Source organism: uncultured Sphingosinicella sp., assembly GCF_963974575.1.
Classification (GTDB): Bacteria; Pseudomonadota; Alphaproteobacteria; order Sphingomonadales; family Sphingomonadaceae; genus Sphingosinicella.
On sequence record NZ_CAXBBQ010000007.1, the window covers coordinates 187824 to 211096 of the forward strand.

Annotated in this window: 18 protein-coding genes; 8 read left to right on the forward strand and 10 right to left on the reverse strand. The window is 64.6% G+C overall.

Going from position 1 to position 23273, the window contains the following annotated elements; genetic code table 11:
- Positions 1 to 64 precede the first annotated feature (64 nt).
- Positions 65 to 1279, forward strand: coding sequence for a cytochrome P450 (locus tag AAC014_RS14420; RefSeq protein WP_339709687.1), 1215 nt, complete (start codon positions 65 to 67; stop codon positions 1277 to 1279).
- On the opposite strand, the gene AAC014_RS14425 is transcribed toward AAC014_RS14420, so the two are convergent.
- The 4 genes from AAC014_RS14425 to AAC014_RS14440 all read right to left on the reverse strand — a co-directional run bounded on the left by AAC014_RS14425 (position 1276) and on the right by AAC014_RS14440 (position 8077).
- Positions 1276 to 2925, reverse strand: coding sequence for an amidohydrolase family protein (locus AAC014_RS14425; RefSeq protein ID WP_339709690.1), 1650 nt, complete (start codon positions 2923 to 2925; stop codon positions 1276 to 1278). The genes AAC014_RS14420 and AAC014_RS14425 overlap by 4 nt on opposite strands.
- Before the next feature lie 93 nt (positions 2926 to 3018).
- On the reverse strand, positions 3019 to 3657 hold the full coding sequence (locus AAC014_RS14430) for an XRE family transcriptional regulator (protein ID WP_339709693.1): 639 nt from the start codon (positions 3655 to 3657) through the stop codon (positions 3019 to 3021).
- Positions 3658 to 3733: 76 nt separating this feature from the next.
- Positions 3734 to 6124, reverse strand: coding sequence for a penicillin acylase family protein (locus AAC014_RS14435; protein WP_339709696.1), 2391 nt, complete (start codon positions 6122 to 6124; stop codon positions 3734 to 3736).
- Positions 6125 to 6451: 327 nt separating this feature from the next.
- Complete coding sequence (locus tag AAC014_RS14440) at positions 6452 to 8077, reverse strand: amidohydrolase family protein (RefSeq protein WP_339709699.1); 1626 nt, start codon at positions 8075 to 8077, stop codon at positions 6452 to 6454.
- A gap of 108 nt (positions 8078 to 8185) precedes the next feature.
- Between AAC014_RS14440 and AAC014_RS14445 the strand changes: the two genes are divergently transcribed.
- The 4 genes from AAC014_RS14445 to AAC014_RS14460 all read left to right on the forward strand — a co-directional run bounded on the left by AAC014_RS14445 (position 8186) and on the right by AAC014_RS14460 (position 13611).
- Positions 8186 to 8848 carry an XRE family transcriptional regulator gene (locus AAC014_RS14445; RefSeq protein ID WP_339709795.1) on the forward strand — a complete coding sequence of 221 codons (663 nt, stop codon included), beginning with the start codon at positions 8186 to 8188 and terminating at the stop codon, positions 8846 to 8848.
- 247 nt (positions 8849 to 9095) lie between these two features.
- Positions 9096 to 11396 carry a TonB-dependent receptor gene (locus tag AAC014_RS14450; RefSeq protein ID WP_339709702.1) on the forward strand — a complete coding sequence of 767 codons (2301 nt, stop codon included), beginning with the start codon at positions 9096 to 9098 and terminating at the stop codon, positions 11394 to 11396.
- A gap of 8 nt (positions 11397 to 11404) precedes the next feature.
- Positions 11405 to 12439, forward strand: coding sequence for a DUF1611 domain-containing protein (locus tag AAC014_RS14455; RefSeq protein ID WP_339709704.1), 1035 nt, complete (start codon positions 11405 to 11407; stop codon positions 12437 to 12439).
- Positions 12440 to 12495: 56 nt separating this feature from the next.
- The gene (locus AAC014_RS14460) at positions 12496 to 13611 is read left to right on the forward strand and encodes a serine hydrolase domain-containing protein (protein WP_339709706.1); all 1116 of its coding nucleotides are present in this window, start codon (positions 12496 to 12498) and stop codon (positions 13609 to 13611) included.
- A gap of 41 nt (positions 13612 to 13652) precedes the next feature.
- Here the strand turns inward: AAC014_RS14460 and AAC014_RS14465 are convergent, their stop codons facing one another.
- The 6 genes from AAC014_RS14465 to AAC014_RS14490 form a co-directional block, all read right to left on the reverse strand.
- Positions 13653 to 14318 carry a hypothetical protein gene (locus tag AAC014_RS14465; RefSeq protein ID WP_339709708.1) on the reverse strand — a complete coding sequence of 222 codons (666 nt, stop codon included), beginning with the start codon at positions 14316 to 14318 and terminating at the stop codon, positions 13653 to 13655.
- 5 nt (positions 14319 to 14323) lie between these two features.
- Positions 14324 to 14554, reverse strand: coding sequence for a lipoyl domain-containing protein (locus tag AAC014_RS14470; RefSeq protein ID WP_339709710.1), 231 nt, complete (start codon positions 14552 to 14554; stop codon positions 14324 to 14326).
- 4 nt (positions 14555 to 14558) lie between these two features.
- Entirely contained in the window at positions 14559 to 15596 is a 1038-nt protein-coding gene (locus AAC014_RS14475; protein WP_339709712.1) for an alpha-ketoacid dehydrogenase subunit beta, read from the reverse strand.
- A complete protein-coding gene (locus tag AAC014_RS14480; RefSeq protein WP_339709715.1) occupies positions 15583 to 16563 on the reverse strand; it encodes a thiamine pyrophosphate-dependent dehydrogenase E1 component subunit alpha in 981 nt (326 codons plus the stop codon). Before AAC014_RS14480 ends, AAC014_RS14475 begins: the two co-directional genes overlap by 14 nt.
- A complete protein-coding gene (locus tag AAC014_RS14485) occupies positions 16560 to 17342 on the reverse strand; it encodes an SDR family oxidoreductase (RefSeq protein ID WP_339709717.1) in 783 nt (260 codons plus the stop codon). Before AAC014_RS14485 ends, AAC014_RS14480 begins: the two co-directional genes overlap by 4 nt.
- Positions 17343 to 17419: 77 nt before the next feature.
- Positions 17420 to 18412 carry a helix-turn-helix domain-containing protein gene (locus tag AAC014_RS14490; RefSeq protein WP_339709720.1) on the reverse strand — a complete coding sequence of 331 codons (993 nt, stop codon included), beginning with the start codon at positions 18410 to 18412 and terminating at the stop codon, positions 17420 to 17422.
- Positions 18413 to 18693: 281 nt separating this feature from the next.
- Between AAC014_RS14490 and AAC014_RS14495 the strand changes: the two genes are divergently transcribed.
- Genes AAC014_RS14495 through AAC014_RS14505 form a run of 3 tightly spaced genes read left to right on the forward strand, consistent with a single transcriptional unit; the run spans position 18694 to position 23202 of the window.
- A complete protein-coding gene (locus tag AAC014_RS14495) occupies positions 18694 to 20913 on the forward strand; it encodes a TonB-dependent receptor (protein WP_339709722.1) in 2220 nt (739 codons plus the stop codon).
- Between the two features lie 26 nt (positions 20914 to 20939).
- Positions 20940 to 21335, forward strand: a complete 396-nt coding sequence (locus AAC014_RS14500; protein WP_339709725.1) for a 2,4'-dihydroxyacetophenone dioxygenase family protein — start codon at positions 20940 to 20942, stop codon at positions 21333 to 21335.
- Positions 21336 to 21339: 4 nt separating this feature from the next.
- Positions 21340 to 23202, forward strand: coding sequence for an AMP-binding protein (locus AAC014_RS14505; protein WP_339709727.1), 1863 nt, complete (start codon positions 21340 to 21342; stop codon positions 23200 to 23202).
- The last annotated feature ends 71 nt before the right edge of the window (positions 23203 to 23273 follow it).

Sequence of the window (23273 nt, forward strand, 5' to 3'; positions counted from 1 at the left end):
GTGACACCGTTTCCCGATTGTCACCGCAGCGACATGCCGTTTCACTGCGTGGGGGCCTAAAACGATGTTGTCACCCTATGCCATTTACGACACCGCGCCGCCGCCGGGCGTGCCCGTGCTCGATATCGATCCGTTCTCGGCGCCGTTCTTCGACGACCCGTTTCCGCTGCACGAGGCGATGCGCGAGGCGGGGCCGTTCGTGTGGCTCGGGCAATATAATATCGGAGCAGTCGCGCGGTACGAGCACGTGCGCGAGGCGCTTACGGACTGGGAGCGTTTTTCCTCGGCGCGCGGTGTCGGGATGGAGGATTTCGAGCGGCACGGGCGCTTCCGCCTGCCGAGCCTGATCCTCGAGGCGGACCCACCGCTCCACACGCGCTCGCGCGGTGTTCTCAGCCGCGCGCTGTCGCCGCCCGTGCTCAAGGGGCTGCGCGCGCGCTTCGCCGCGGTAGCCGAGGCGATCGTCGAGCAGGTGGTTGCCGCTGGAAGGTTCGATGCCGTTGGCGATCTTGCCGAGGCCTATCCGCTGAGGGTGTTCCCGGATGCGATGGGCATGAAGCGCGAGGGGCGCGAGAAGTTGCTGCCGCACGCTGAAATGCTGTTCAATTCCTTCGGCCCGCGCAACGCGCTGTTCGAGGCATCGCGGGCGCAGGCGAGCTTCGACTGGGTCGAGGAACAGGGCCAACGCGAGAACCTGTCGCCTGGGCTGGGTCTCGTGATCCACGAAGCCGCCGATCGCGGCGAGATCGGTCCTGAGGAGGCGCCGCTGCTGGTGCGCGCATTGCTGCAGGCGGGGCTCGATACGACGGTGAATGCGATTGGCGCGACGCTCTATTGCCTCGCGCGTTTTCCCGATCAGTGGGAGCGGCTGCGTGCGGAGCTGTCGCTTGCAAAGGCGGCGTTCGACGAAGCGATCCGGTTCGAATCGCCGGTGCAGACCTTCTTCCGAACGGCGACGCGAGATACCGAGATCGGCGGCGCGCGCGTGCACGAAGGCGACAAGATCCTGATGATGCTCGCTTCGGCCAATCGCGACCCGCGCCAGTGGGAAGCGCCGGATCGATACGACATCACGCGGAAGACGCTTGGCCATGTGGGCTTCGGCGCCGGAATTCATCAATGCGTCGGGCAGATACTCGCGCGGATGGAAGGTGAGCTGGTGCTGGATGCGCTCGTGCGGCGCGTGAAGCGCATTCGCATCGCGGGCGACGTCGTTCGCCGCCACAACAACACGCTGCGCGGGCTCGCGAACCTCCCCGTCGAGGTCGAGCGCGCCTAGCGTTTTCTTGGTACGAACTGCCCCGCGGTGACGCCGGTCGGCTTGCCGTTCTCGAAGGCGACCTTACCGTTCACGATCACGGTGATGATGCCGGTGGAAAGGGCGCCGGGGTCCGCATAGGTAGCGCGCGCGGCGACGGTCGCGGGATCGAACAGCACGACGTCCGCCGCCAGCCCCGGCATCAGCCGGCCGCGATCGGCAAGGCCGAGATGCGTGGCGGGAAAGCCGGTCATCTTGCGGATCGCCTCTTCGAGCGGGAAGAGTTTGAGGTCGCGGCTGTAGTGGCCGAGCACGCGCGTGAAGCTGCCGCTGGCGCGCGGATGGGCATAGCCGCGCGCCAAGGATCGCGCGTCGATGTAGGCGCCGTCGCTCGCGACCATTACCCACGGTTTCACGATGAGTTCGCGGATGTCCGCCTCGTCGATCGTGCCGAGCGTGACGCGCACATTGTTGCGGGCGGCGAGATCCGCGAGAAGATCGAACGGCGCGATGCCGCGCTTCTTCGCCAATAGCTCGATATTCTCGTCCACAAGGTCGGGGTTTTCCGGCGCATCGACGATCCTGACGTTGCCGTAGCCGACGGCCTTGATCCAGGAAAAGCCCTTGTCGACGCCGTTCTCGGTCGCCTCGCGCACGGCGCTGCGGCGGGCGGGGTCGGCGAGCGCGGCGCGCACTTCCGCCTCCGTCACCTGCCGGTCGCCGCGCCCGTCGGGCAGGACGAAAAGATCGTAGACCGCGCGCACCGTGGCGCCGTCGAACGGGTACTGGTCCGCGACGATGTCGAAACCCTGCGCGCGCGCCGTCTCGACCATCGCGATGACCTCGCCGATATGGCCCTTGTTGATGAGCCCGGTGGCTTTCAGGTGGGCGAGCTTCGCCGGGATACCGACGGTCTTGCCGAGTTCGATCGCCTCGCGCTCTGACTCCACCATGTGAAAGCCTGGGTCTCGCGTGTGCGAATCGTAGGTGCCTCCGTAGGGCTTCACGGCAGCGGCGAGGGCCTGCACCTCGGCCTCGGTCGCGAACATGCCGGGATCGTACATGAGCCCGGTGGAAAGGCCGACGCAGCCCATCTCCATGCCTTCGCGCACTAGCGCCGCCATGCGTTCGATCTCCTCGGGCGTGGCGGCTCGGCGCTGACCGGGCATCGCCTCTTCCCGGATGCCGTTATGGCCGACGTAGCAGCTGTAATTGACCCCCATGCCCTTGGCGCTGAGGGCCGCCTGGAGCTGCCGCATTACGCGCGGCGAGAGGCCGCCGTCGGGGCTCGCCAGGATCGTGGTGACACCCTGCGACAGATCCTGTGCGTCGATGAACGGCCCCTCGATGCGCTCCACGGCTTCGGGAACGTGGCTGTGCGCATCGATGAAGCCCGGCGCGACGGCGAGGCCGTTGGCATCGATCGTGCGCGCCGCGACGACGCGCGATGCCTTCTTCACGAACCGGACCTGGCCGTCTGCGATTCCGACATCGGCTATGCGCGGCGGTGATCCCGTGCCGTCGTAAACGAGCCCGCCGCGAACGAGCAGGTCCACGCGCTCAGGCTGGCCGGCACAGGCGGCGAGGGTCAATGCAGCCAGTGACACGGTAAGCCCAAGGGCAGCTGCGCGGGAGGTCCTAAGGATTGTGAAGTCGGCGATCTTCAAGTGGGCGACCCTATTTGAAGTTAAATTCAAATTTAGCGTATAGGAAACTCTTGCTGTGGGCAAGGCCAGGCACGTGCCTTCAGCCCCGGGGCTTTATTCCGGCGTTTGTGACGGGTGATGATCGACGGCGTTCACGGCGTCGATCAGCTCGGTTTCGTTCCCTGAACACACCGCAATCACGCGACAGGGCGCGTCGCCGTGCGCGACGTAGGCGTGGCCCATCTGGCTGTCCATCCACATGGATTCGCCCGCCTGCAGGATCACCGGCTTGTAATATTCGGAGTGCACTTCGAGCGCGCCTTCGAGGACGTAAACGAATTCCTCCCCGCCGTGCCGCACGTAATCAGGAAAGTCCGCAAAGGACCGCGCCTGCGGCGAGACGACAAGCGGCACGAACGCTTTGCCCGACACGTCGGTGCTGAGATAACAATGATCGTAATGCTCGGTGCGCACGACGACGCCGTCGCCGATGCGATTGATGCTGCGCCGCCCCTTCGCCGAGGTGTCGCCCTGCGTTGGCGACGGCCCGCCGAGCAGATCGGCGAAATCGACGCCGAGCCCCTGGCAGAGCTGCGTGAGCTTGTCGTAGGTGAGCGACATCTTGCCGGATTCAACCTTAGACAGCGTCGAAATGGCGACGCCCGTGCGGCGGCTGACTTCCGACATGGTGAGCCCCATGCGGCGGCGCAGCGCGCGCAGCGCTTCAGCGAGTTTCGTGGGCGGTCGGCCCATCCATACGCTCCCGGCAAGTTTCAACGAACAGGCACCCGCAATAGGTCAAAAGGGCCGAAAGCGGAACAGCCGCTGATCATCGCGGCTTCAGTGTCAGTGTACCCACGGACTCCTTGCGGAGTTCCGGGGCGCTGCCCGTGAGCGGGAAGTAGCGGCCCGCCGCCCAGTCTTCGGCCAGATGCCCGAACCACGGCGACAGCACGTTGCCCGACATGCCCGGCGCGATCATGTAGAGGCTCTGGGCGGGGTCGGCGAGATCGACGATCTGGCGGTAGCGCGCGCCGAAGACATCCGCATAGGGATCGTCGCCCCAGAGCATGCTGAGCCCGGCGTTCACCGTCGTCGCGTCGCCCGGCGCGGCGGGCGACGCGACGAGGTGTGGCCCGACGAGCGGCAGGTGCGAGAAGATGTCGTGCTTGAAGCGTACGCGGTGCACGTCGCCCCAGCGCCATCCGGCCATGTCGCCGTATTGCCCGCGCAGATCCTTCACCGCCGTGTCGAGTGCGCGGGCGGCGAGCGCCGGGCAGGCCTCGCGTGCGCACCATCCGCCTTCCCCGGCGAGCAGGCGTTCAAGACGCGGTCGTGTGGAGCCGAGATAATCCTTGGCGAGTGCGCCGAGCTTTGGTTCCAGAAGCGCCGAGACCGCTGCCCTGTACCACGCCGACCAGATCAGTGGCTCTGCCCTGTCGGTCGCCATGTCTCCATTCCAGCGCCGCAGCATGTCGCGGGCGGCGCGGCCGTCCGCCGTGGCGGGCGCCATCGCGGCAAGGACGGGTTTCATCGCCGCGACCTGCGCGGAGACGGTATCGAGCTGCAGCCGCCGCATCGTTTCTCGATCGGCACCTTTCGTCGTGCCGAGCTGCTGGACGATGCGCGCGGCGCGCCAGCCCGGCTCGAACGCGGTGCTGTCGTACAGGCGATCTCCGGTGAGTGTGCGGTTGTTGGCGTTCGCGACGAACCCGGAAGCAGGGTTCACCGTTCGCGGCATCTCCTGCGGGTAGGCGTAGCCCGTCCAGGCGAAGCGCGCGTTCCAGCCCGGTGCGGGCAGGAAGCCGTCACCGCCACGGCGCGGGATGCGCGCGGCAGTCGCCATCGCGATCGTGCCCGAACGATCAGCGAACGCGAAATTGTGCTGGAAGTGGAAGCTCGCGATCGCGCGTTCGAATTCCGGCCAGTCGCGCGCCGCCGCGATGGTCACGAAGGCTTCCATGATCGGCTGGCCGCTCGGGAAATCGACACCGGCGAGAGCGACCACATGGCCCGGCGGCAATTGCTCGCGCACCAGCCGGGCGGCTTCGTCGTCGATGTCGGAAAGAACCGGGCCATGCGCGGTATAGCGTAGCACGATACGCTCCGCAGCTTTGTCCTTCACCGGGATCGTCACCGTGCGTGTCACGAATTTTTGCGGGCCCGTTGGCGTCATGTATTGTGTCGGATCGGCTGGATCGACGCGCTCGATGAAGAGGTCGGTCTGGTCGGCCATCACGTCGGTGATGCCCCACGCGATGTCGCGGTTACGCGCTGTGGCGAAGCCCGGCACACCGGGGCGGGAGGCGCCGACCAGCTCGAAATCCGCGCCGACGATACGGACGGGATAATAGTCCGCCGGCGCGGTGAGCGGCCCGTGCGGATCGTTGGCGAGCAGGGGTTTGCCGCTCGCCGTACGTGTGCCCGCAACGGCCCAGCTGTTCGACGCGGGGAGCGCGCGGCCGAAGGGCAGCAGTTCGGCAGACGCCGTCTTAACGGGCTTCAGCGGCACCGCGCCGCACGTATCTGCCGCAGGCACACCGGCCGCTTGGGGTGCATCCGGATGTGTCACCGGGCTGCTGTCTGCCGGGGATGCGAACAGCGAACGGAGCGCAGCGCAATCGATCGAAGGGAGCAGACGGGCGCGTAGCAGTTCGTCGCGCCAGTCGCCGAAGCCGAGCGTCAGCAACCCGGCGACGCGGCTGACGTCGCGCGCCTCCCAGCGCCCCGGTGCGGTGCCGGTGAGCAGGAACTCGGGCGGCAGCGCTCCGCGCCGCGCATCAAGTGCAGCGTTGATCCCGGCGACATAGGCGCGGACAGCAGCGCGCGTTGCGGGCGAATACTGGCGTTCGGTGCGATCGGCGATGGCTTCGATATCGAGCGCGGCAACGAGCTTGTCGGTGCTGAGCCCGTCGGCGCCGATCGCTTCTGCAAGGCGGCCATGTGCGGCACGGCGTGTCATTTCGAGCGCCCAGAGCCGATCCTGGCCATGGACGAAGCCGAGTCCGAAATAGCCGTCGTCACGTGTTGCGGCGAAGATATGCGGAACCGCCCGCGCATCGCGCACGATCTCGATGGTGCCGCTGATCCCGGCGACCTGCCGGGTGCCGGAATAGTCCGGCAGCGATGTGCGCAGCCAGCCGTACGTGCCCGCCACAAGCGCCAGCACCATGAACGCGGAGCCTGCGAGCGCCCACTTTACCTTGCCGAATCTCTTCATTCTCTCGCTCGCCCTGTCGGAAATGTCGATGCGTCGGAGGTTGTTTGGGATATTAACAGAGTTTCATATACACTAAAATACTAGGTGTTTCAGACACGACGTGGGCGCGGTATTTTGTGAATCGGATTCAGAATTTCTGAAAATATCGATATATAACAACATTATAATCAACTCGAAGAGTTGGCCGCGTGTGACGTTAGGCATGTTGCCTGAAATGTGACTATAGGAAAATCCAATCGCACCGGGCGTGCGGTGAGGACTGGGTGGTCGCCGAGCGTGTGATGAGCCTCACCCCCGGTCGCTGACCGGGGGGCGTTTCCGCAGCCGCTATTTTTTGGACGGCACCGTCCCGCGCGCAACGAAGCGCCCGGGTGTCGCGCCCGTGGCCTTGCCGCCTTCCAGCGCGGTTTCGCCGTTGACGATAACGGTGACCATGCCTTCGGCGCGGAGCGCCGGCCGCGCGTAGGTTGAACGATCGATGACCTTCGCCGGATCGAAGATGGCGATGTCTGCGACGAGGCCGGGCTTCAGCAGGCCGCGATCCGTCAGGTTCAAGTGCTTCGCGGGCAGGCTCGACATCTTGCGCACGGCCTCGGCAAGGGGGAACAGCTTCAGGTCCCGGCTGTAGTGGCCAAGGACGCGGGCGAAGCTGCCCGTCGCGCGCGGATGATAGCCCATGATGTCGATTTCGGCGCCCTCGGGCGCGCTGTAGCCACCATCGCTCGCGATCATCACCCACGGTTGAACCATAAGCTTGCGCACATCGGCTTCATCGATCGTGCCGAGCGTGATCAGCAGCGAGTCGGACTGGTCCTGAACAAGCCGGGCGACGAGATCGAACGGCTCCATTCCCCATGCCTTTGCCAGCAGTTCGATGTTCTGATCGACGAGTTCGGGCGCCCCCGGCGCATCGACGATGCGCATGTTGCCGTAGCCGACTGCCTTGACCCACGAGAAACCGCCCGCCTCGCCCTGTTCGGTCAGTTCGCGGATGACAGCGCGCGTTTTCGGATCCTTGAGCGCCGCGCGGACATCGGCGGCAGACGGCATGTCTTTGTGGCCCGGCAGCACGAAGATGCCGCTCAGGGGCCCGGTCGCGGCCCCGTCGTAGGGATACTGGTCGGCGACCACCTCCTGCCCCGCGGCGCGCGCCTCTTCGACCGCGGCGATCACGTCGCCGATGCGGCCCCTGTTGATCAAGCCCGTTGCCTTCAGATGCCCGAGCTTTGCGGGGATTCCGGCCCGCTTTCCGATCTCGATAGCCTCCTTTTCGGATTTCAGCATCTCCAGAGACGGGTTGCGCGTGTGCGAATCATAAGTGCCGCCGAACGGCTTCACGGCTTCCGCCAGCGCGACGACTTCGTTCGTATCGCTGAACATGCCGCCTTCGTACATCAAGCCGGTCGACAGGCCGACGCAGCCCATTTCCATGCCCTCGCGGACCAGCGCGGCCATGGCGGCGGTTTCTTCAGCATTCGCCGGGCGCTGGATGCCGGGCATGATCTGCTCGCGGATGCCGTTGTGCCCGACATAGCAACTGTAATTGACACCCGAGCCGCGCGCCTTCAACTGCGCCATGCGTTGCCGGATGTTTTCCGGCGAGTAATAGCCGTCAGGCCCCATCAGGATTGTCGTTACGCCCTGAAGGAGGTCTTGCTCGTCGAGCATTGGCCCGGTGCGTTCCTCCAGACCGAAATCGACGTGGCTGTGCGCGTCGATGAAGCCGGGGGTCACGGCAAGCCCCTGGGCTTCGATCACCTTTGCTGCACTGCCGCGCACGCGCTTGCCCACGGCGGCGATCTTTCCGCCGCTGACGGCGACATCGCCAACATAGCCGGGGCTTCCCGAGCCGTCATAGATCGTGCCGCCACGGATAAGGATGTCGTAAATGTCCGCGGTCGCGGGCGTGGACGCGACCATCATTCCCAGAAGCAGAAGTGCGGCTTTCGACATGCTTTTTCCTCCCCGGATTGAATTTCCCATGCTTTCCGATATGGAAACATTGCCTCCTTGGCAAGCAGTTGCGATAAGTCCCTCTCAGTAGTCGAAACGGTGAGTAAGATGATCGAGCAGGGTGGCCTAGGCAAGAAAATCAAGGCGTTGCGGACGGCCCGCGGCATTCCCCTCAGCGTGATGAGTGAGCGTACAGGCTATTCGGTGTCGGCGCTCTCGAAGATGGAAAACGATCGCCTAGGACTCACTTACGACAAGCTTACGAAGCTGACCGGGGCTCTTGGCGTCGATATTGGCAGCCTGTTCACCGAGACCGCGCAAACCGCAGTGCATGCTGGCGGTCGCCGCAGCGTTGCGCGGAAGGGTGAGGGGCGCAACATCCAGACAGGCAGCTATGATTATCTGTATGTGTCGCCGGAACTTAGCCGCAAACGGATCGTGCCGATCAAGGGGCGCGTCCATGCCGCGACACTTGAGGAATTCGGCCCGCTGATCCGTCATGACGGAGAGGAGTGGATCTACGTCCTCGACGGCGTGCTCGAAGTGCACAGCGAGTTCTACGAACCCGAAACCCTGGAACCCGGCGACAGCATCTACATCGACAGCCGCATGGGTCACGCCTACCTCTCCAAGACGCCCGGCGGCACGGAGATCATCGCCGTGTGTACCGAGCAGACCGACAATTTCGTTTTCGGCGACCAGGCTGCCGTCGAACCGTCCTCTCGGGACGCTGCACGTAAGCTGCGCGCCAGAAAGCCCAAGGCGGGCTGACCCCGTTTCCAAAGTGACCATCAGTTCCGAGCCGCCGAAGGCTGGGCGGCGCGGCGCGTTTCTGAGCAAACGTGCGGGTCTGCGCGCTGTCTCTTCATATGTCGGTGATATTCCGAGGTTTCCAAAATAGAAACATAATTGACACAGGGTAGATGTCTGGTAGTTTCAGGATGGGACTGACCCGAATGGGCTTAAAGCGCGGGGGCGCTGCACGGCGATCCATTCGCAAATGTGGGGGGAATGACAAATGTTTCTACGTCAGACTGGATATCTTTCGACAACCGTTTCCGCGCTCGCCTTGCTGATCAGCGCACCCGCAATCGCGCAAAGCGGCGGCGGTGAGGCCGAGGAACTGACAGGCAACGAAATCATCGTCACTGCGACGAAGCGCGAATTGCGGCTCGTCGATGTGCCTCTCAGTATCAGCGCGATCAGCGGTTCAGACATGGAGCGGCGTAACCTTACGCGGATCGCCGATTTCGCATCGCAGGTTCCCGGCTTTTCGATCCAGGCGACCGGAAACGGCGGCACGCGTCTCGTGCTGCGCGGCCAGAACGCGGGCGGCTCGGGCGCGTCGGTTGCCACGATGGTAGACGACATCGTTGTTTCGTCGGCCTCGTCCCTGTTCAACGGCTCGTTGCTCACGGCCGATTTGCTCGCGTTCGATCTCGACCGCGTCGAAGTGCTGCGCGGGCCGCAGGGTACGCTTTATGGCGCCACGGCGCAGGGCGGCCTCCTGCATTACATCACCAACAAGCCCAAGCTCGGCGTCTTCGAAGCGCGCGGTCAGGCGGGCTTTGATTCCGTGCGACACGGCGAAACCGGGTGGATCGCGCAAGGTGCCGTGAATGTGCCCCTCGGCGAAATCGCGGCGCTGCGCGTCACTGGCACTTATCAGGATGTTGCCGGCTATATCGACAACCCCACCCGCGGGGAAACGGACGTCAACGGTGGCGAACAATACAGCCTCCGTGGGCAGCTCCAGATCGAACCGACGGAAGCCCTCAGCGTGCGTCTGACGGCAGCTTTGCAGCGCGGGGACTTCGATGGTAGCGGCGCGCTTGAACTTGTGGGGGGATTGAATGCCCAGCCCTCCGTTGCAGCGAAGGTGGCCAACGGCGGCGAACCCATTTTGAACACCTATGCGCCGGAAAGTTCACTCCGCCGATTCGAATATTACAATGGCGTCATCAATTATGATCTGGGTTCGGTGAGCCTGTTTTCGTCCACCAGCTACAGCAAATACAAATCCTTTTACCGCAGCGACATTTCGCATCTCCAGCTTGCGCCCGGCCTGACGGCGGCGGATTTGTTCGGCGGTGTTTACGGCGAGCCGATCGCAATCTGGGGACGCCAGGAAGACAGCTTCACGAAATTCAACGAGGAGATCCGGCTCGCGTCGAACACGGACGTCGATGCCGGCTTCATGCAGTTCGATTGGCAGATCGGCGGATTCTACACCAACGAAGATATTACGTTCGATCAATACTACGACGCCGTGCAGCAAGGTGACGAATCGGTCATACTGGATTCGCCGCTCCCGTTCGGCGGCAGCTCGCTTCCGGCACGGTACAAGGAATATGCCGGTTTCGGCGAAGCCACACTCAAGTTCGGCGAAAGCTTCGAAGTTTCGATCGGCGGCCGCTATTCGCACAACAAGCAGTGGTCGCAGGTTACGAGCGCCCCTGGCCTGATCGGGAGCGGCGGTCCCGATCCGCTCGTGAATCCGGAGATCCGGACGAGCGAGAACAAGTTCACGTACTCGATCGCGCCCCGTTTCCTGCTGAACAAGGATATTTCGGTCTACGCGCGCTTGGCGACGGGCTACCGTCCCGGCGGTCCGGTGCTGGTCGTGCCCGGCGCACCCGCCGATTTCCCGACGTTCTACAAGTCCGACAGCACGACCAACTACGAACTGGGCGTTAAGGGATCGACCGCCGACCGCGTGTTCAATTTCGATGTCGCGATTTACCGCATCGACTGGACGGACGTGCAGCTCATTACGGACTTCGTTTCCGAAACAAATGGGCAGACATTCTCGGTTCAGGGCAACGGCGGCAAGGCGCGCAGCGAAGGTCTTGAATACACATTGAGCGTGAACCCGGTGAAGCCGCTCACGTTTGCGGTGACGGGCGGTTACACGCATGCGCGTCTTACTGACGATGCGCCTGCCTTCGGTGGTCTGGCGGGCCAGCGCCTGCCCTACGTGCCGGAATTCCAGAACGCGGTTTCGGTCGATTACGTCCACGAGCTTGACGGCGGATCGATCCTGTCCGGCGGTGTCACATGGACGTATGTCGGTTCGCGATACGCCGATTTTTCGACAGCGCCTGCTACGACCAATCACGCACGGATTCCAGACTATAACACGCTCGATCTTCGGCTTGGCGCGCGGTTCGGGCAAATCTCGGTCGAAGCGTTCGCCCGTAATCTCACCGACTCGCAGGGGATCACCGACTATTCGAGTGGCGGCGGCGCGGGGCTTATCGGCAGGGGCACGATCATCCAGCCGCGGACGCTCGGGATGCGGCTCGGCTTCAAATACTGACGTCGTTCGTGGCCGATATTGCGAAGCCTTACCTGGTGTTTCTGGCGGACGCCGAAAGTTCGACGCTCGCCAAGACAGCGCTCGGGGTGCGGGATTGGGCGCGCGAGGATTGCGTCGGCCAGTTGCGGCTGACACCGGCGACAATCGATATCGGCCTCCCCGACCTCTCTCCATCAGAAGCGGCCGCACGCGGTGCGCGGTCGCTTCTGATCGGGATTGCGCCGGTCGGCGGGCAATTGCCCGCCGCATGGCAGGGCGTCCTGCTCGACGCGCTTGAGGCGGGGCTCGATATCGTCAGCGGGCTTCACGTTCGGCTGGAGACGTTTCCGGCCATCGCCGAAGCCGCGGCCCGGCTCGGGCGCACGCTGCACAACGTGCGTCACAGCAAAACCGCGTTTCCGATCGCGACCGGCCGCAAGCGCACTGGTATGCGCGCTCTCATGGTCGGCACGGACTGTGCTCTCGGCAAGAAATACACGGCGCTGGCGTTGACACAGGCGATGCGGGCGCGGGGCGTTGATGCGACGTTCCGCGCGACGGGCCAGACCGGCATCATGATCTCGGGCGACGGCATCGCGATCGATGCCGTCGTTGCGGATTTCATCGCCGGCGCAGCGGAAACCCTCTCCCCCGACGCCGCGCCCGATCACTGGGATGTGATCGAGGGGCAAGGCGCGCTTTTCCATCCGGCCTATGCGGGCGTAACGCTCGGGCTGTTGCATGGCAGCCAGCCCGATGCGCTGGTGCTTTGCCACGATCCGGGCCGCAGCGTGACGAGCTTTTTTCCGGACTATCCGTTGCCTACGATCGAGGCTGCGATTGCCGCCTATCTGCCGCACGCCCAGCGCACGAATCCCGCTGCGCGGTTCGTCGGCATCAGCCTTAATACGTCCGCGCTGGATGATGTCGCGGCGCAGCGCGCGCTCGAGAACGCGGCCGCGCGGACCGGTCTTCCCGCGTTTGATCCGCTGCGTTTCGGGATCGAGGCGGTTGTTGATGAAATGCTTGCTGGGACACCCGAGGCCGCATTCGCGGCAGTATGAAAACTCAATGTGAGGTAGACATGACCCTATCAAGGCGAACGCTTGTAGCCGGTACAATGATCAGCGTGCTGTTTTGCGGGAGTGCATTTGCAGCCGATACCAGCGCCGTCGCGGCGGCCATCGACAAGGCGGTGCAGGGCGCGATTGCGGCTGGTGAGAGCCCCGGCCTTCAGGTCGCGGTTTACAAGGACGGCGCGCCCGTTCTGGTGAAGGGCTACGGTTCCGCCAATCTCGAGCTGAACGTGCCGGTGAACAACGACAGCATTTTCCGCATCGGATCGGTCACCAAGCAATTCACGGCGGCGGCGCTCCTGAAGCTCGAGGAAGAGGGCAAGCTCTCGCTCGACGACAAGCTTTCGAAATACTACCCCGATTTCCCGCGCGCCGCGGACGTGACGCTAAAGCAGATGCTGCATCACACCTCCGGCATCCACAGCTACACCGATGATCCAAGCTTCCTTCAGGAAGCCGGGCTGAAGCGCACGACGGACGAATGGGTCGCGCATTTCGCGAAGATGCCGAAGACGCAGGATTTCGAGCCGGGCACGGGCTGGAACTACAGCAATACCGCCTATTTCATTCTGGGCGGGGTCATCGAGAAGGCGGAAAAGAAACCGCTTGCGAACGTCCTGCAGGAGCGTTTCTTCGGTCCGCTCGGCCTCACGCATACTGCGCTTGACGATGAAAGCGTGATCCTGCCGGGCCGCGTCGCGGGCTATGACGGGACCGGGCCCAATCAGTTCAAGAATGCGGCGTTCATTTCGATGACCGTGCCGGGCGCGGCGGGCGCCATGCGCTCGTCGGCGAACGATCTTGCGCGCTGGAACGCCGCGCTGTTCGGCGGCAAGGTTCTGAAGCCCGCGTCGTTCAAGGCGATGATCACGCCGGGCAAGCTAAACAATGGGCAGAACAGCACGACCGCCGTCAAGGATCGTCCGGCCGACATGCCGCCGTTCGAATATGGCTATGCGCTGTTCATGGGGGATGTCGACGGGCACCAGCGTATCGGTCACGGCGGCGGCATCTTCGGATTCAATACGTCGCTGAACGAATTCCCGAAGGATCGCCTCACCGTTTCTGTCATCGCGAACAGCATCGGCAAGGATGTCGGCGCGGGCAAGATCGCGGACCGTATCGAACGCATCGCGCTCGGTCTGCCACCCAAGAAATAATTGTCTGGCGGGCCGGAATGGATGCCGGCCCGCCAATTTCTTTATCGGGGCACCATCCGAATTCGTGCGGCAAGATTAGTGTGGGAATCCGGGGCGTAGCGAGGCTCGAGTCCGAGCGCGCGTTCGAACTCCGTAATCGCGGTAAGGTCCGTGTCGGTGTCACCGTCGATGCTGATTGCCGCGTGCGCAAGTACACCGAGCCACCCGCCACGCTTTCGGACGAGACAGGCCGTCCCCGCGATCTTTTGCCCGACCGAGACGATGTTGAAGCGTCCGTCGCAGTAGCTGCCCGCCACCCAGCCTGTTTCGGCGGCAACGCCGATGGCGGCGAACCCGGCGGTCAGGCGGCGTGTGAAACGCTCGAAGCGCGTGTTGATGTCGACCGTGCCGGTGGGCGCGATATCGTACAGGCTGAAATTCAATATGCCGGGCCTGTGAACCACTGTTGTGCCGCCGCTTGCGCGGACGAACACGGGCCAGCCGCGCGCGCTGCTGGCCGCAGCGGCCTCCGCGAAGCGCTCCATGCGCGCGAACCGCCGCGTCGTCACGAGACAGCGGCTGTTCGTCCACAGCCGCGCGTATCCCGCAGCGCGCTGGTCGTCGAGCAGCGCCTCGAGCAGCCGCTCATCCTCCACGATCGCCGCCTCGCCGTTCCCGTGCGCGATGGACGCATTGGGCGCGAGCGCACGGGCAAGGGCGTCGAGCAAGGGGGTCAGCCGATGCGGCCCACAACCTCTCCCGCCGCAACGGCGGTTTCGGCCGGAACGTCGATATGAAGCGTGCCGGACGCTGGCGCCGTGAGCTCGAAGCTCGATTTTTCCACCATGATCTCGGCAACGATGGCGCCCTCTGCGACTGCGTCGCCATCGGCATAAAGCCATGCCGAAATAGCGGCCTCGCCGCTCTCGTTCCAGAGGCCGGTGGGGACGGTGATATCGGTCATCGGATCATGGCTCCAGCATGGTGATTGCCGCCGCGGTTACCTTGTCGGCGTCGGGCAATACGAAATGTTCCATCACCGGCGTGAACGGCACGGGGATGTCGGGGTGGGCGATACGGCGCGGGGCGGCGCGAAGCGGAATTCCGGCCTCGCAGACGCTGGCGATGATTTCCGCGCCGACGCCGTAGCTCATGTAATCGTCATCCACAACCAGCAGCCGTCCGGTCTTCCGTACGGAGTCGCGCACGGTTTCGCGGTCGAGTGGCGCGATGCTGCGCAGGTCGATGACCTCGGCGGAATGGACCTGCTTTTCGAGCCGCGCGGCGGCATCGAGCGCGTGATGGACGCTGAGCCCGAGCCCGACGAGCGTGATGTCGCTGCCCTCGCGCACGATTGCTGCCTTGCCGATCGGCACCACGTAATCGCCCTCGGGTGCATCCGTGATCGAACGCTGCACGGTGCCGAGCCAGCCCATGCCCTGCAGCGCCTTGTGATACATGAACACCACCGGATTCGGATCGCGGATCGCGGCCAGCATCAGCCCCTTGGCGTCGTGCGCGTTCGAAGGGATGACGACTTTGAGGCCGGGCAGGTGACCGAAGGTGGCGTAGAGCGTCTGGCTGTGCTGCCCGGCGTCCCCGTACCCTCCGCCGACGCTCGTCATCAGCACCATCGGGCAGGTGACTTGTCCGCCCGAAAAATAGCTCTGCTTCGCCGCGAGATTGTAAATCGCGTCCATGCACACGCCGAAGAAATCGACGAACATCAATTCAACGATCGGACGCATGCCGGCGGCGGCAAGGCCGACCGCCGCACCGATGAACGCGGTTTCCGAAATCGGCGTATCGCGCACGCGCTCCGCGCCGAATTTATCGAGAAGGCCCGTCGTCGTGCCGAACACGCCGCCGAGCTGGCCGATATCCTCACCCATCACGAGCACGGAGGGGTCGCGCTCCATCTCCTGGCCGATGGCCTCGGAAATGGCGCGCGCGATGGTCAGGCGCCGCGCGGGGCGGGGCGCCGTGATGGTTTCAGGCGAAGACATGGGCGAACGCTTCCTCCGGCTGGGGATAGGCGGCGGCGCGCGCGGCGGCGAACGCAGCGTCGACAGCGGCGCGCGCATCGGCTTCCGCTTTGTCGAGATCGGCGGCATCGAAGCCGTCGGCGATCAGGCGGTCGCGGTACACGGGGATCGGGTCGGCGGCTTTCAGGCGCTCGACCTCGCCCGCCGGGCGATAGCCCTCTGCATCGCCCATGAAATGGCCTTCGAGGCGACATGTCTCGATCTCGATCAAGGACGGGCCTTCGCCGCGCCGGGCGCGGGCGATCGCCTCCCCGGCGACCGCATGGACGGCATCGGGATCGTTGCCGGGGATGAAGTGCCCCGGCATCGCATAGGCGGCGGCACGGTCGGCATTGCGCGCGACCGCCGTGCAATCGCGCTTCGCGACGGAAATGCCATAGGCATTGTCCTCGATCACGAAGACGGCGGGCACCTTCCAGACCGATGCGAGATTGAGCGCTTCGTGGAACGCGCCCTGGTTCGCCGCGCCTTCGCCGAGGAACGCGACCGCGACATGATCCTCGCCGCGCAGCTTGCTTGCGAGCGCGGCGCCGACAGCGGGGCCGAGACCCTGTGCGATGATGCCCGAGCAGGCGAAATTCACGCGTGCGTCGAACAGGTGCATGTGGCCGCCGCGCCCGCCGGAAAGCCCGGTCGCCTTGCCGAAGATCTCCGCCGCCATCGCATCAAGGTTTACGCCCTTGGCGATGGCGACATGGTGCGGGCGGTGCGTCGCCGTCACCGTGTCGCCGGGGCGCAGGTGCGCGCAGACGCCCACGGCGCACGGCTCCTGCCCGTCGGACAGGTGCATCTCGCCCGGCAGCGGCCCCTTCGCCATGTTGAACACGGGGGTCTTGCCCTCGAAATAGGCGGGCTTGATCAGCGCTTCGAAATGGCGGCTCTTCACCATCGTGCCGTACATCCAGAGCCGGTCGCTGCGGTTGCTCATCGCGCCACCCAGCCGCCGTCGATGACAAGCTCGATGCCGGTCACGAAGCGCGCCTCGTCGCTGGCGAGGTAGACCGCGCCCATCGCGATGTCCTCGGGCAGCCCCACGGCGTTCAGCGGGCAGAGCGCCGCCACCGCCCCCCACGGATCGTCCGCCGGGATCGAACCTTCGCGCACCCAGCCTTCCACAGCCATTTCCAGCATCGGCGTGCGGATGCAGCCGGGGTGGACCGAATTGCAGCGGATCGGCAGTCCGTGCGCGGCCCATTCGATGGCAAGGCTCTTCGTCATGTGCCGGACGGCGCCTTTGGAGGTGTTGTAGGCGAGCTGGTCGGGATAGCCGACGAGACCGGCGATCGAGGACACGTTGATGACGCTCGCGGGATGGCCCGCGCCGCCGCCTTTCGCGAGCAGGTCCTGAAATGTGCGGCAACCGAGGAAGATCCCGTCGACGTTCACCGCCATCAGCCCGCGCCAGTCGGCCAGGCTGTGCTCGGTCATCGGTTTTACGAGCTCGACGCCCGCGTTGTTGACGAGGATTGAGAGCTTGCCGTGCGCGGCCTCAATATGCGCGGCGGTCTTCGCCCAGTCGGCTTCGCTCGTCACGTCGAGCGCAAGCGGCGCCGCGCCGATTTCGGCGGCGAGCGCCTCGACACCCACGAAATTGCGATCGGCTGCAATCACGGCTGCGCCTTCGCGCGCCATCGCACGGGCTACGCCTGCGCCGATTCCCTGCGCCGCGCCCGTCACCAGCGCGATCTTGCCCTGCAACCTGCCCATAAGCCTCCCCTCAGCACGTCTTTTGAGAAAAAGACCTACGGGAGCGAGGCTGTCGTGGCTTGCGCCAGAACGGCGGCTTACTTGAACAGGAGGGAACTCCGTTCGTCGTCCGCCGCGCGCGCTGCGGTTTGCCGGTAGTCGCGCGGCGAAAGGCCGAAGGCGTCGCGGAAGGCGTGGCTGAAGTGCGAGGCATCGGCAAAGCCGTGCCGCATCGCGATCTGCGTGATGCTGTAGCCCGCCATCGTGCGGCTCGCGAGGTCGCTGCGCGCCGCCATCAGCCGCCGCTCGCGAATCCAGGTGCCGACCGTGACGCCGAATTCCTCGAACAGGCGGTGGAGATAGCGCGGGCTGAAACGGAACGCCGCCGCGATGGTTGCGGCGGAGAGTGCGGGATCGCCCAGATGGGCCAGGATGTGTTCCTGCACACGGCCCAGCAGCGCGCGGCGGAAGGCGCTGCCCGCGATGCGGTCCGGCTCCGGGCGGAAGGCGGCGGCGAGCAGCTCGACCGTCGCGCGCAGCACGGCGGTGCGGTCCTGCGGGTCCACAGTCTCGACCGTGCGGTGGATCTGGCGCAGGTGCGAGAGCAGGATGGAGCCGAGGCCGGCACTGCCGTCCACGGAAAGGCCGCACATGTCCTCGATGCCCGGCACGATGGTCGTCGCCATGCGGTGCGGGATCAGGATCGAAAGCTGGTGCAGCTCACGCGTGTTTTTGAACATTGCCGGGCGGGTGCTGTCCCAAACCGAAATGATGTCGGGGCGGACCACCGACTCGTTTCGTCCTTGCTGCAGCAGGCATTCGCCTTCTTCGAAATAGAGGAGGCAGAAATAATCATCCTCGCCGCGTTTCACGTCCTCCACAGTGCGGAAACCTGCGATGGGGTCGCAGACGACCTGCGTGAACACGAAATCGTTGATGGCGCGGCGGCGGACCTTGGCGCCGTAGCGTTCCTTGTCCGCGCCCGCCAGGCTCCAGTGGAAATGCGTGCGGTCCAGCACCTCCTGAAAGCCAGGGAGCTGCCGTGGCGGCGGCAGCGACGCAGAACTCCACCGCTCTTCGCTCAGAAGCATATGTCCAACCCTCCCCGACCTGGCAGGCTATGCCTGTCCGTCGCGCGATGCAATCGGCATGGCGTGCGGGTTCGCGCTCACCCAAGAGTTGCGTCGCCTTGGCGCAAGTTGTTTGCCGGAGGTTGCCGAAACCTTGTCGTTCGGGTGCGCGGAACGGTTCACAGCCAACCAAATTTTGCGCCGCTCAGGTGCATGATCGAAGCGCCCCGCGCTGCCTAAAAGGAGGGTATGAACATGGCGCTCCCATGCAGGGCGCCCGCATAACCTTGAGGGGGAGTTTTATGAAAAGCCGTTTCCGTTCGTCGCTTTATGCCGCCGTTGCCGTCTCCGCGCTTGCGGCGAGCGCTCCGGCTTTGGCGCAGGAGGCAGATGCGGCCGCCCCGACCGGCGGTGTCGAAGAGATCGTCATCACCGCCCAGAAGCGCGCGCAGAATCTTCAGGAAGTGCCGATCTCGGTCACGGCCTTCAGCGATACCGCCATCCGCGAGGCGGGCTTCACCAACAGTCTCTCCATCGGCGACCAGGTCCCCAACCTCGAAATCAAGACGTTCGGCGGCGTTCCCAACATTTTCATTCGCGGCGTCGGCAACAACGATTTCAACGCCTCCTCGATCGGCCCGATCAGCATATACCGCGACGATGTGGTGGTGGCGTCCACGGGCAGCCAAATCTTCTCGCTGTTTGATCTTGAACGCATCGAGGTCGTGCGCGGGCCGCAGGGGACGCTGTTCGGCAAGAACACCACGGGCGGCGCGATCCAGTTCTTCTCGAAGCTGCCGGGCGACGAATTCGAAGGCAATGCCCGCTTCGGTTACGGCCGCTTCGATCTGTTCGAGGCTGAAGCCGCGGCGAGCCTCCCGCTCGGCGAAGGGCTCTCTCTGCGCGTCGCGGGCGTCGTCCGCCGCCGCGACGGCGAGAAGACGAACCTCTACACCGGCGACGACGCGATCAACGTCGACGAAGCCGCCGCACGCGCGATCCTGCGCTGGCACCCGAGCGCCGACACCGACGTGCGCCTCTCCGTGGGCGGCGGTCGCGATCGTAGCGATTATCTCGAAAACAAGCCCATCGGCACGATCAACGGCGCCGATCTCTTCGGCTACACCGATCCCTATCCGGACAATGCTAAACTGTTGAATTTCAATGGACCTTCGCGCAATCACAGCGACAATCTGTTCATCAACCTCAACATCACGCAGAGTGTCGGTGACCTCACTTTCAAGTCGATCACCGGCTACGACAAAAGCGACGTCGACAACCGTGTAGATGTCGACGGTGGACCCTTCCGCATCGACGAGATTACCTTCCTCACGGATGCGAAGCAGTTCACGCAGGAATTCCAGCTCGCCTACGACAGCGGCCCCCTCAACGCGATCGGTGGACTCTTTCACTTCCAGGAAAATCTAGACGCCGACAGCAACGCCGACCTCCTCGGCGAACTCAGCTTCGCAGACGGCGCGCTCCCGCTCGTCACGCGCGCCACGCGCAAGAACAAGGCCTACGCGATTTTCGGGCAGGCGACCTATGCGGTCGCCCCCGCATTCCGCGTGACGCTCGGCGGGCGCTACACGATCGACAAGGTGCGCGTTACCCACCAGGCCGACCTTGTGCCCGGTTTCTTTGACGCCGACATTCCTGACGGCGCACCCGTGCCCCTGGTGCCGTTCGCGCGGCTGAAGGATACGTTCAAATCCTTCTCGTGGCGCATCGGCGCGGACTACGACATAACCGACGACGTGCTCGCCTACGCCAGCATCGACAAGGGCTTCAAGGCCGGCGGCTTCAACATCGGCATCATCACCAGCGTCGCGGAACGCACGCAGGTCGATCCAGAATACCTGACGTCGTACGAAATCGGCCTCAAGAGCACGCTCTTCGATCGCCGCCTGCGGCTCAATATCTCGGCGTTCTATTACGACTACACCGATCTGCAGGTGCTCTCGGTGAACCGGCAGGCGGGGAGCACGGTCCCGACGCTCGGGCTCGACAACGCGGCGGACGCCGAGATCAAGGGTATCGAGCTTGAAGCCACCGCGCTTCCGACCGACTGGCTCGACCTTGGCCTCAACCTCGGCATCCTCGATGCGAAGTACAAGAACTACCTGTCGGGCGCGATCGACCCGGATACAGGCGACCCGCGCGATTTCTCGGGCAATCGCCTGCCGGGCGCACCGAAGTTCACGCTTTCCACCTTCGCGCAGGTAATGATCCCGGTCGGCGACTTCGAGACGCGCTGGCGCGCCGAATATAATTACACCGGCAAGAAATATTACAACAACGCCGAGAGCGATCTCATCAGCTCCGGCGAGGGCTACGGCCTTCTCAACCTGCGCGCCACGCTTGCCGATCCGGCAAAGGGCTGGGAGCTTGCCGCCTGGGCCAAGAACGTGACCGGCAAGGCCTATATCGTCGACGCCACAGACACGAGCGGCTTCGGCTTTGTGCCGCGCTACTACGGCGAGCGCGCCACCTACGGTGTCGAACTGTCGCTGCGCTTCTGACCACCGGGAAAGGGTAATTCACCGCCATGATCGACGAACGCCTGACCACCCCCGCCGAAATGAAGTGGGCACCCATGACCGACGGGATCGAGGTTTGCCTCCTCTATTCGAGCGCGGAAACCGGACGCTGGACCGTGCTGTTCCGCGCCCAGCCGGGTAGCTTCTTCGGGCCGCACCGGCACCTCGGCGCGGGCGAATACTACGTGATCAAGGGCCGCATGTGCTACCGGATGGGCGAAGCCGCGGCCGGGACATACGGCTACGAACCGCTCGATGTGGTGCATGATTACACCAACTTCCCGGAGTATACCGAGCTGCTGTTCACCAACTTTGGTCCAATTGCTTTTCTGGACGATAAGGGTGATGTGGCATCCATTCTCGATCACAAACTGCTCGAGGACATGACCGCAACAGCCGTTTGAGACCATGAGCCGAACCTACAGCGACGCCCACGCCCAAAGTGTCTCCAATCCCGAAGCCTTCTGGCTGAAGGCTGCAGAAGCGCTGGATTGGGACACGCCGCCGCCGCAAGGCTGGACGGGGCAGGGCTGGTTCGCTGGCGGGCGGCTGAACACGTGCCACAATGCGGTCGATCGCCATGTGGCGGCGGGCCGCGGCGATGACGTGGCGGTCATCTACGAAAGCCCGGTGACGGGGACGCGGCGCAGCATAAGCTATGCCGAGCTTCAGGATGCGGTCGCGCGCACGGCGGGAATGCTTGCCGTGCGCGGCGTGGAGAAAGGCGACCGCGTCGTCATCTATATGCCGATGATTCCCGAAACGCTGTTCGCCATGCTGGCTTGCGCGCGGATCGGCGCGGTGCATTCGGTGGTGTTCGGCGGCTTCGCGGCGCCCGAGCTTGCCAAGCGCATCGACGACGCGAAGCCGAAGCTGCTGCTTGCGGCCTCGTGCGGCATCGAAGGGCAGAAGGTCGTTCCCTACAAACCGCTTGTTAATCACGCACTCGAACTTGCCGCGCACGGCGTGGAGCATGTCGTGCTCCTGCAGCGTCCGCAGGTTGAGGCGTCGATGCAGGCGGGGCGAGATCTGGACTGGTCCGCGGAATATGCGAGGGCGGAGCCGGTTGCCTGCGTTTCCGTAGATGCCGCGGACCCGCTCTATATCCTCTACACTTCGGGCACGACCGGCATTCCCAAGGGCGTCGTGCGCCAGAACGGCGGCCACGCCACCGCGCTCGCGTGGAGCATGGTGAACATCTACGGGATGAAACCGGGCGAAGTGTTCTGGGCGGCCTCCGACGTGGGCTGGGTCGTCGGGCACAGCTATATCGTCTACGGGCCGCTGATCGCGGGCTGCACGACGGTGCTGTTCGAAGGCAAACCCGTGGGCACGCCCGATGCGGGCACGTTCTGGCGGACGATCGACGCGCACGGCGTCGACGTGTTCTTCACTGCGCCGACGGCGATCCGCGCGATCCGCAAGGAAGACCCTGAAGGCCATTTCATCCGCGAGGTCGGCACCGGTCGCCTGCGCGCGCTGTTCCTTGCGGGGGAACGCGCCGATCCCGACACCGTCCACTGGGCGGAGACACAGCTTTCGATGCCCGTGATCGACCACTGGTGGCAGACGGAACTTGGCTGGCCTGCCGCGGCGACCTGCCTCGGCCTCGGCGACACGCGGCGGCAAGCCGGGAGCGCCGGGTTCCCCGTGCCCGGCTTCACTTTCGCGGTGCTAGACGATCACGGCGATCCGGTGGCGCCCGGCGGTACGGGTCATGTGGTGATCGCCACGCCGCTGCCGCCCGGTTGCTATTCGACGCTGTGGAACAACGAGACCGGTTTCCGGCGCGCATTCGAAACCTTCGCGGGCTATTATGAAACGGGCGACGCGGGCCACATCGACGATGCCGGCTTCGTCAATATCATGGGCCGCACGGACGACCTGATCAACGTCGCCGGGCACCGGCTTTCCACCGGGCAGATCGAACAGATCATCGCCACGCATCCTGCCGTGGCCGAATGTGCCGTGATCGGCGCCGATGATGTCGTAAAGGGCATGGTGCCGGTCGCCTTCGCGGTTCTGAAAGTCGGACGGCAGGACGACGGCAATCTCGCGCACGAGATCATCACGCTGGTACGCGAGGAACTCGGTCCGGTCGCGGCCTTGAAGAATGTCCACATCGTCGCCGCGCTGCCCAAGACACGGTCCGGCAAGATCCTGCGCGCCGTGATCCGCCGCCTTGCGAACGGCGAGGATGTACCCGTGCCGCCGACGATCGAAAACCCGGACACGATCGAGATCATCAAGCGCGAACTTCGCGGAGGGTAAGAACAAGGACCACGATCAAACGACGGACGTTTCGGCAGAGCGATGCGTCAACTTTACGACTGCGCCCCGCC

Coding starts and splice junctions, on each gene's coding strand:
- AAC014_RS14420 (WP_339709687.1), top strand. CDS start 65: ATGTTGTCACCCTATGCCATTTACGACACCGCGCCGCCGCCGGGCGTG.
- AAC014_RS14430 (WP_339709693.1), bottom strand. CDS start 3,657: ATGGGCCGACCGCCCACGAAACTCGCTGAAGCGCTGCGCGCGCTGCGC.
- AAC014_RS14435 (WP_339709696.1), bottom strand. CDS start 6,124: ATGAAGAGATTCGGCAAGGTAAAGTGGGCGCTCGCAGGCTCCGCGTTC.
- AAC014_RS14440 (WP_339709699.1), bottom strand. CDS start 8,077: ATGTCGAAAGCCGCACTTCTGCTTCTGGGAATGATGGTCGCGTCCACG.
- AAC014_RS14445 (WP_339709795.1), top strand. CDS start 8,186: ATGATCGAGCAGGGTGGCCTAGGCAAGAAAATCAAGGCGTTGCGGACG.
- AAC014_RS14450 (WP_339709702.1), top strand. CDS start 9,096: ATGTTTCTACGTCAGACTGGATATCTTTCGACAACCGTTTCCGCGCTC.
- AAC014_RS14460 (WP_339709706.1), top strand. CDS start 12,496: ATGATCAGCGTGCTGTTTTGCGGGAGTGCATTTGCAGCCGATACCAGC.
- AAC014_RS14470 (WP_339709710.1), bottom strand. CDS start 14,554: ATGACCGATATCACCGTCCCCACCGGCCTCTGGAACGAGAGCGGCGAG.
- AAC014_RS14475 (WP_339709712.1), bottom strand. CDS start 15,596: ATGTCTTCGCCTGAAACCATCACGGCGCCCCGCCCCGCGCGGCGCCTG.
- AAC014_RS14480 (WP_339709715.1), bottom strand. CDS start 16,563: ATGAGCAACCGCAGCGACCGGCTCTGGATGTACGGCACGATGGTGAAG.
- AAC014_RS14485 (WP_339709717.1), bottom strand. CDS start 17,342: ATGGGCAGGTTGCAGGGCAAGATCGCGCTGGTGACGGGCGCGGCGCAG.
- AAC014_RS14490 (WP_339709720.1), bottom strand. CDS start 18,412: ATGCTTCTGAGCGAAGAGCGGTGGAGTTCTGCGTCGCTGCCGCCGCCA.
- AAC014_RS14495 (WP_339709722.1), top strand. CDS start 18,694: ATGAAAAGCCGTTTCCGTTCGTCGCTTTATGCCGCCGTTGCCGTCTCC.
- AAC014_RS14500 (WP_339709725.1), top strand. CDS start 20,940: ATGATCGACGAACGCCTGACCACCCCCGCCGAAATGAAGTGGGCACCC.
- AAC014_RS14505 (WP_339709727.1), top strand. CDS start 21,340: ATGAGCCGAACCTACAGCGACGCCCACGCCCAAAGTGTCTCCAATCCC.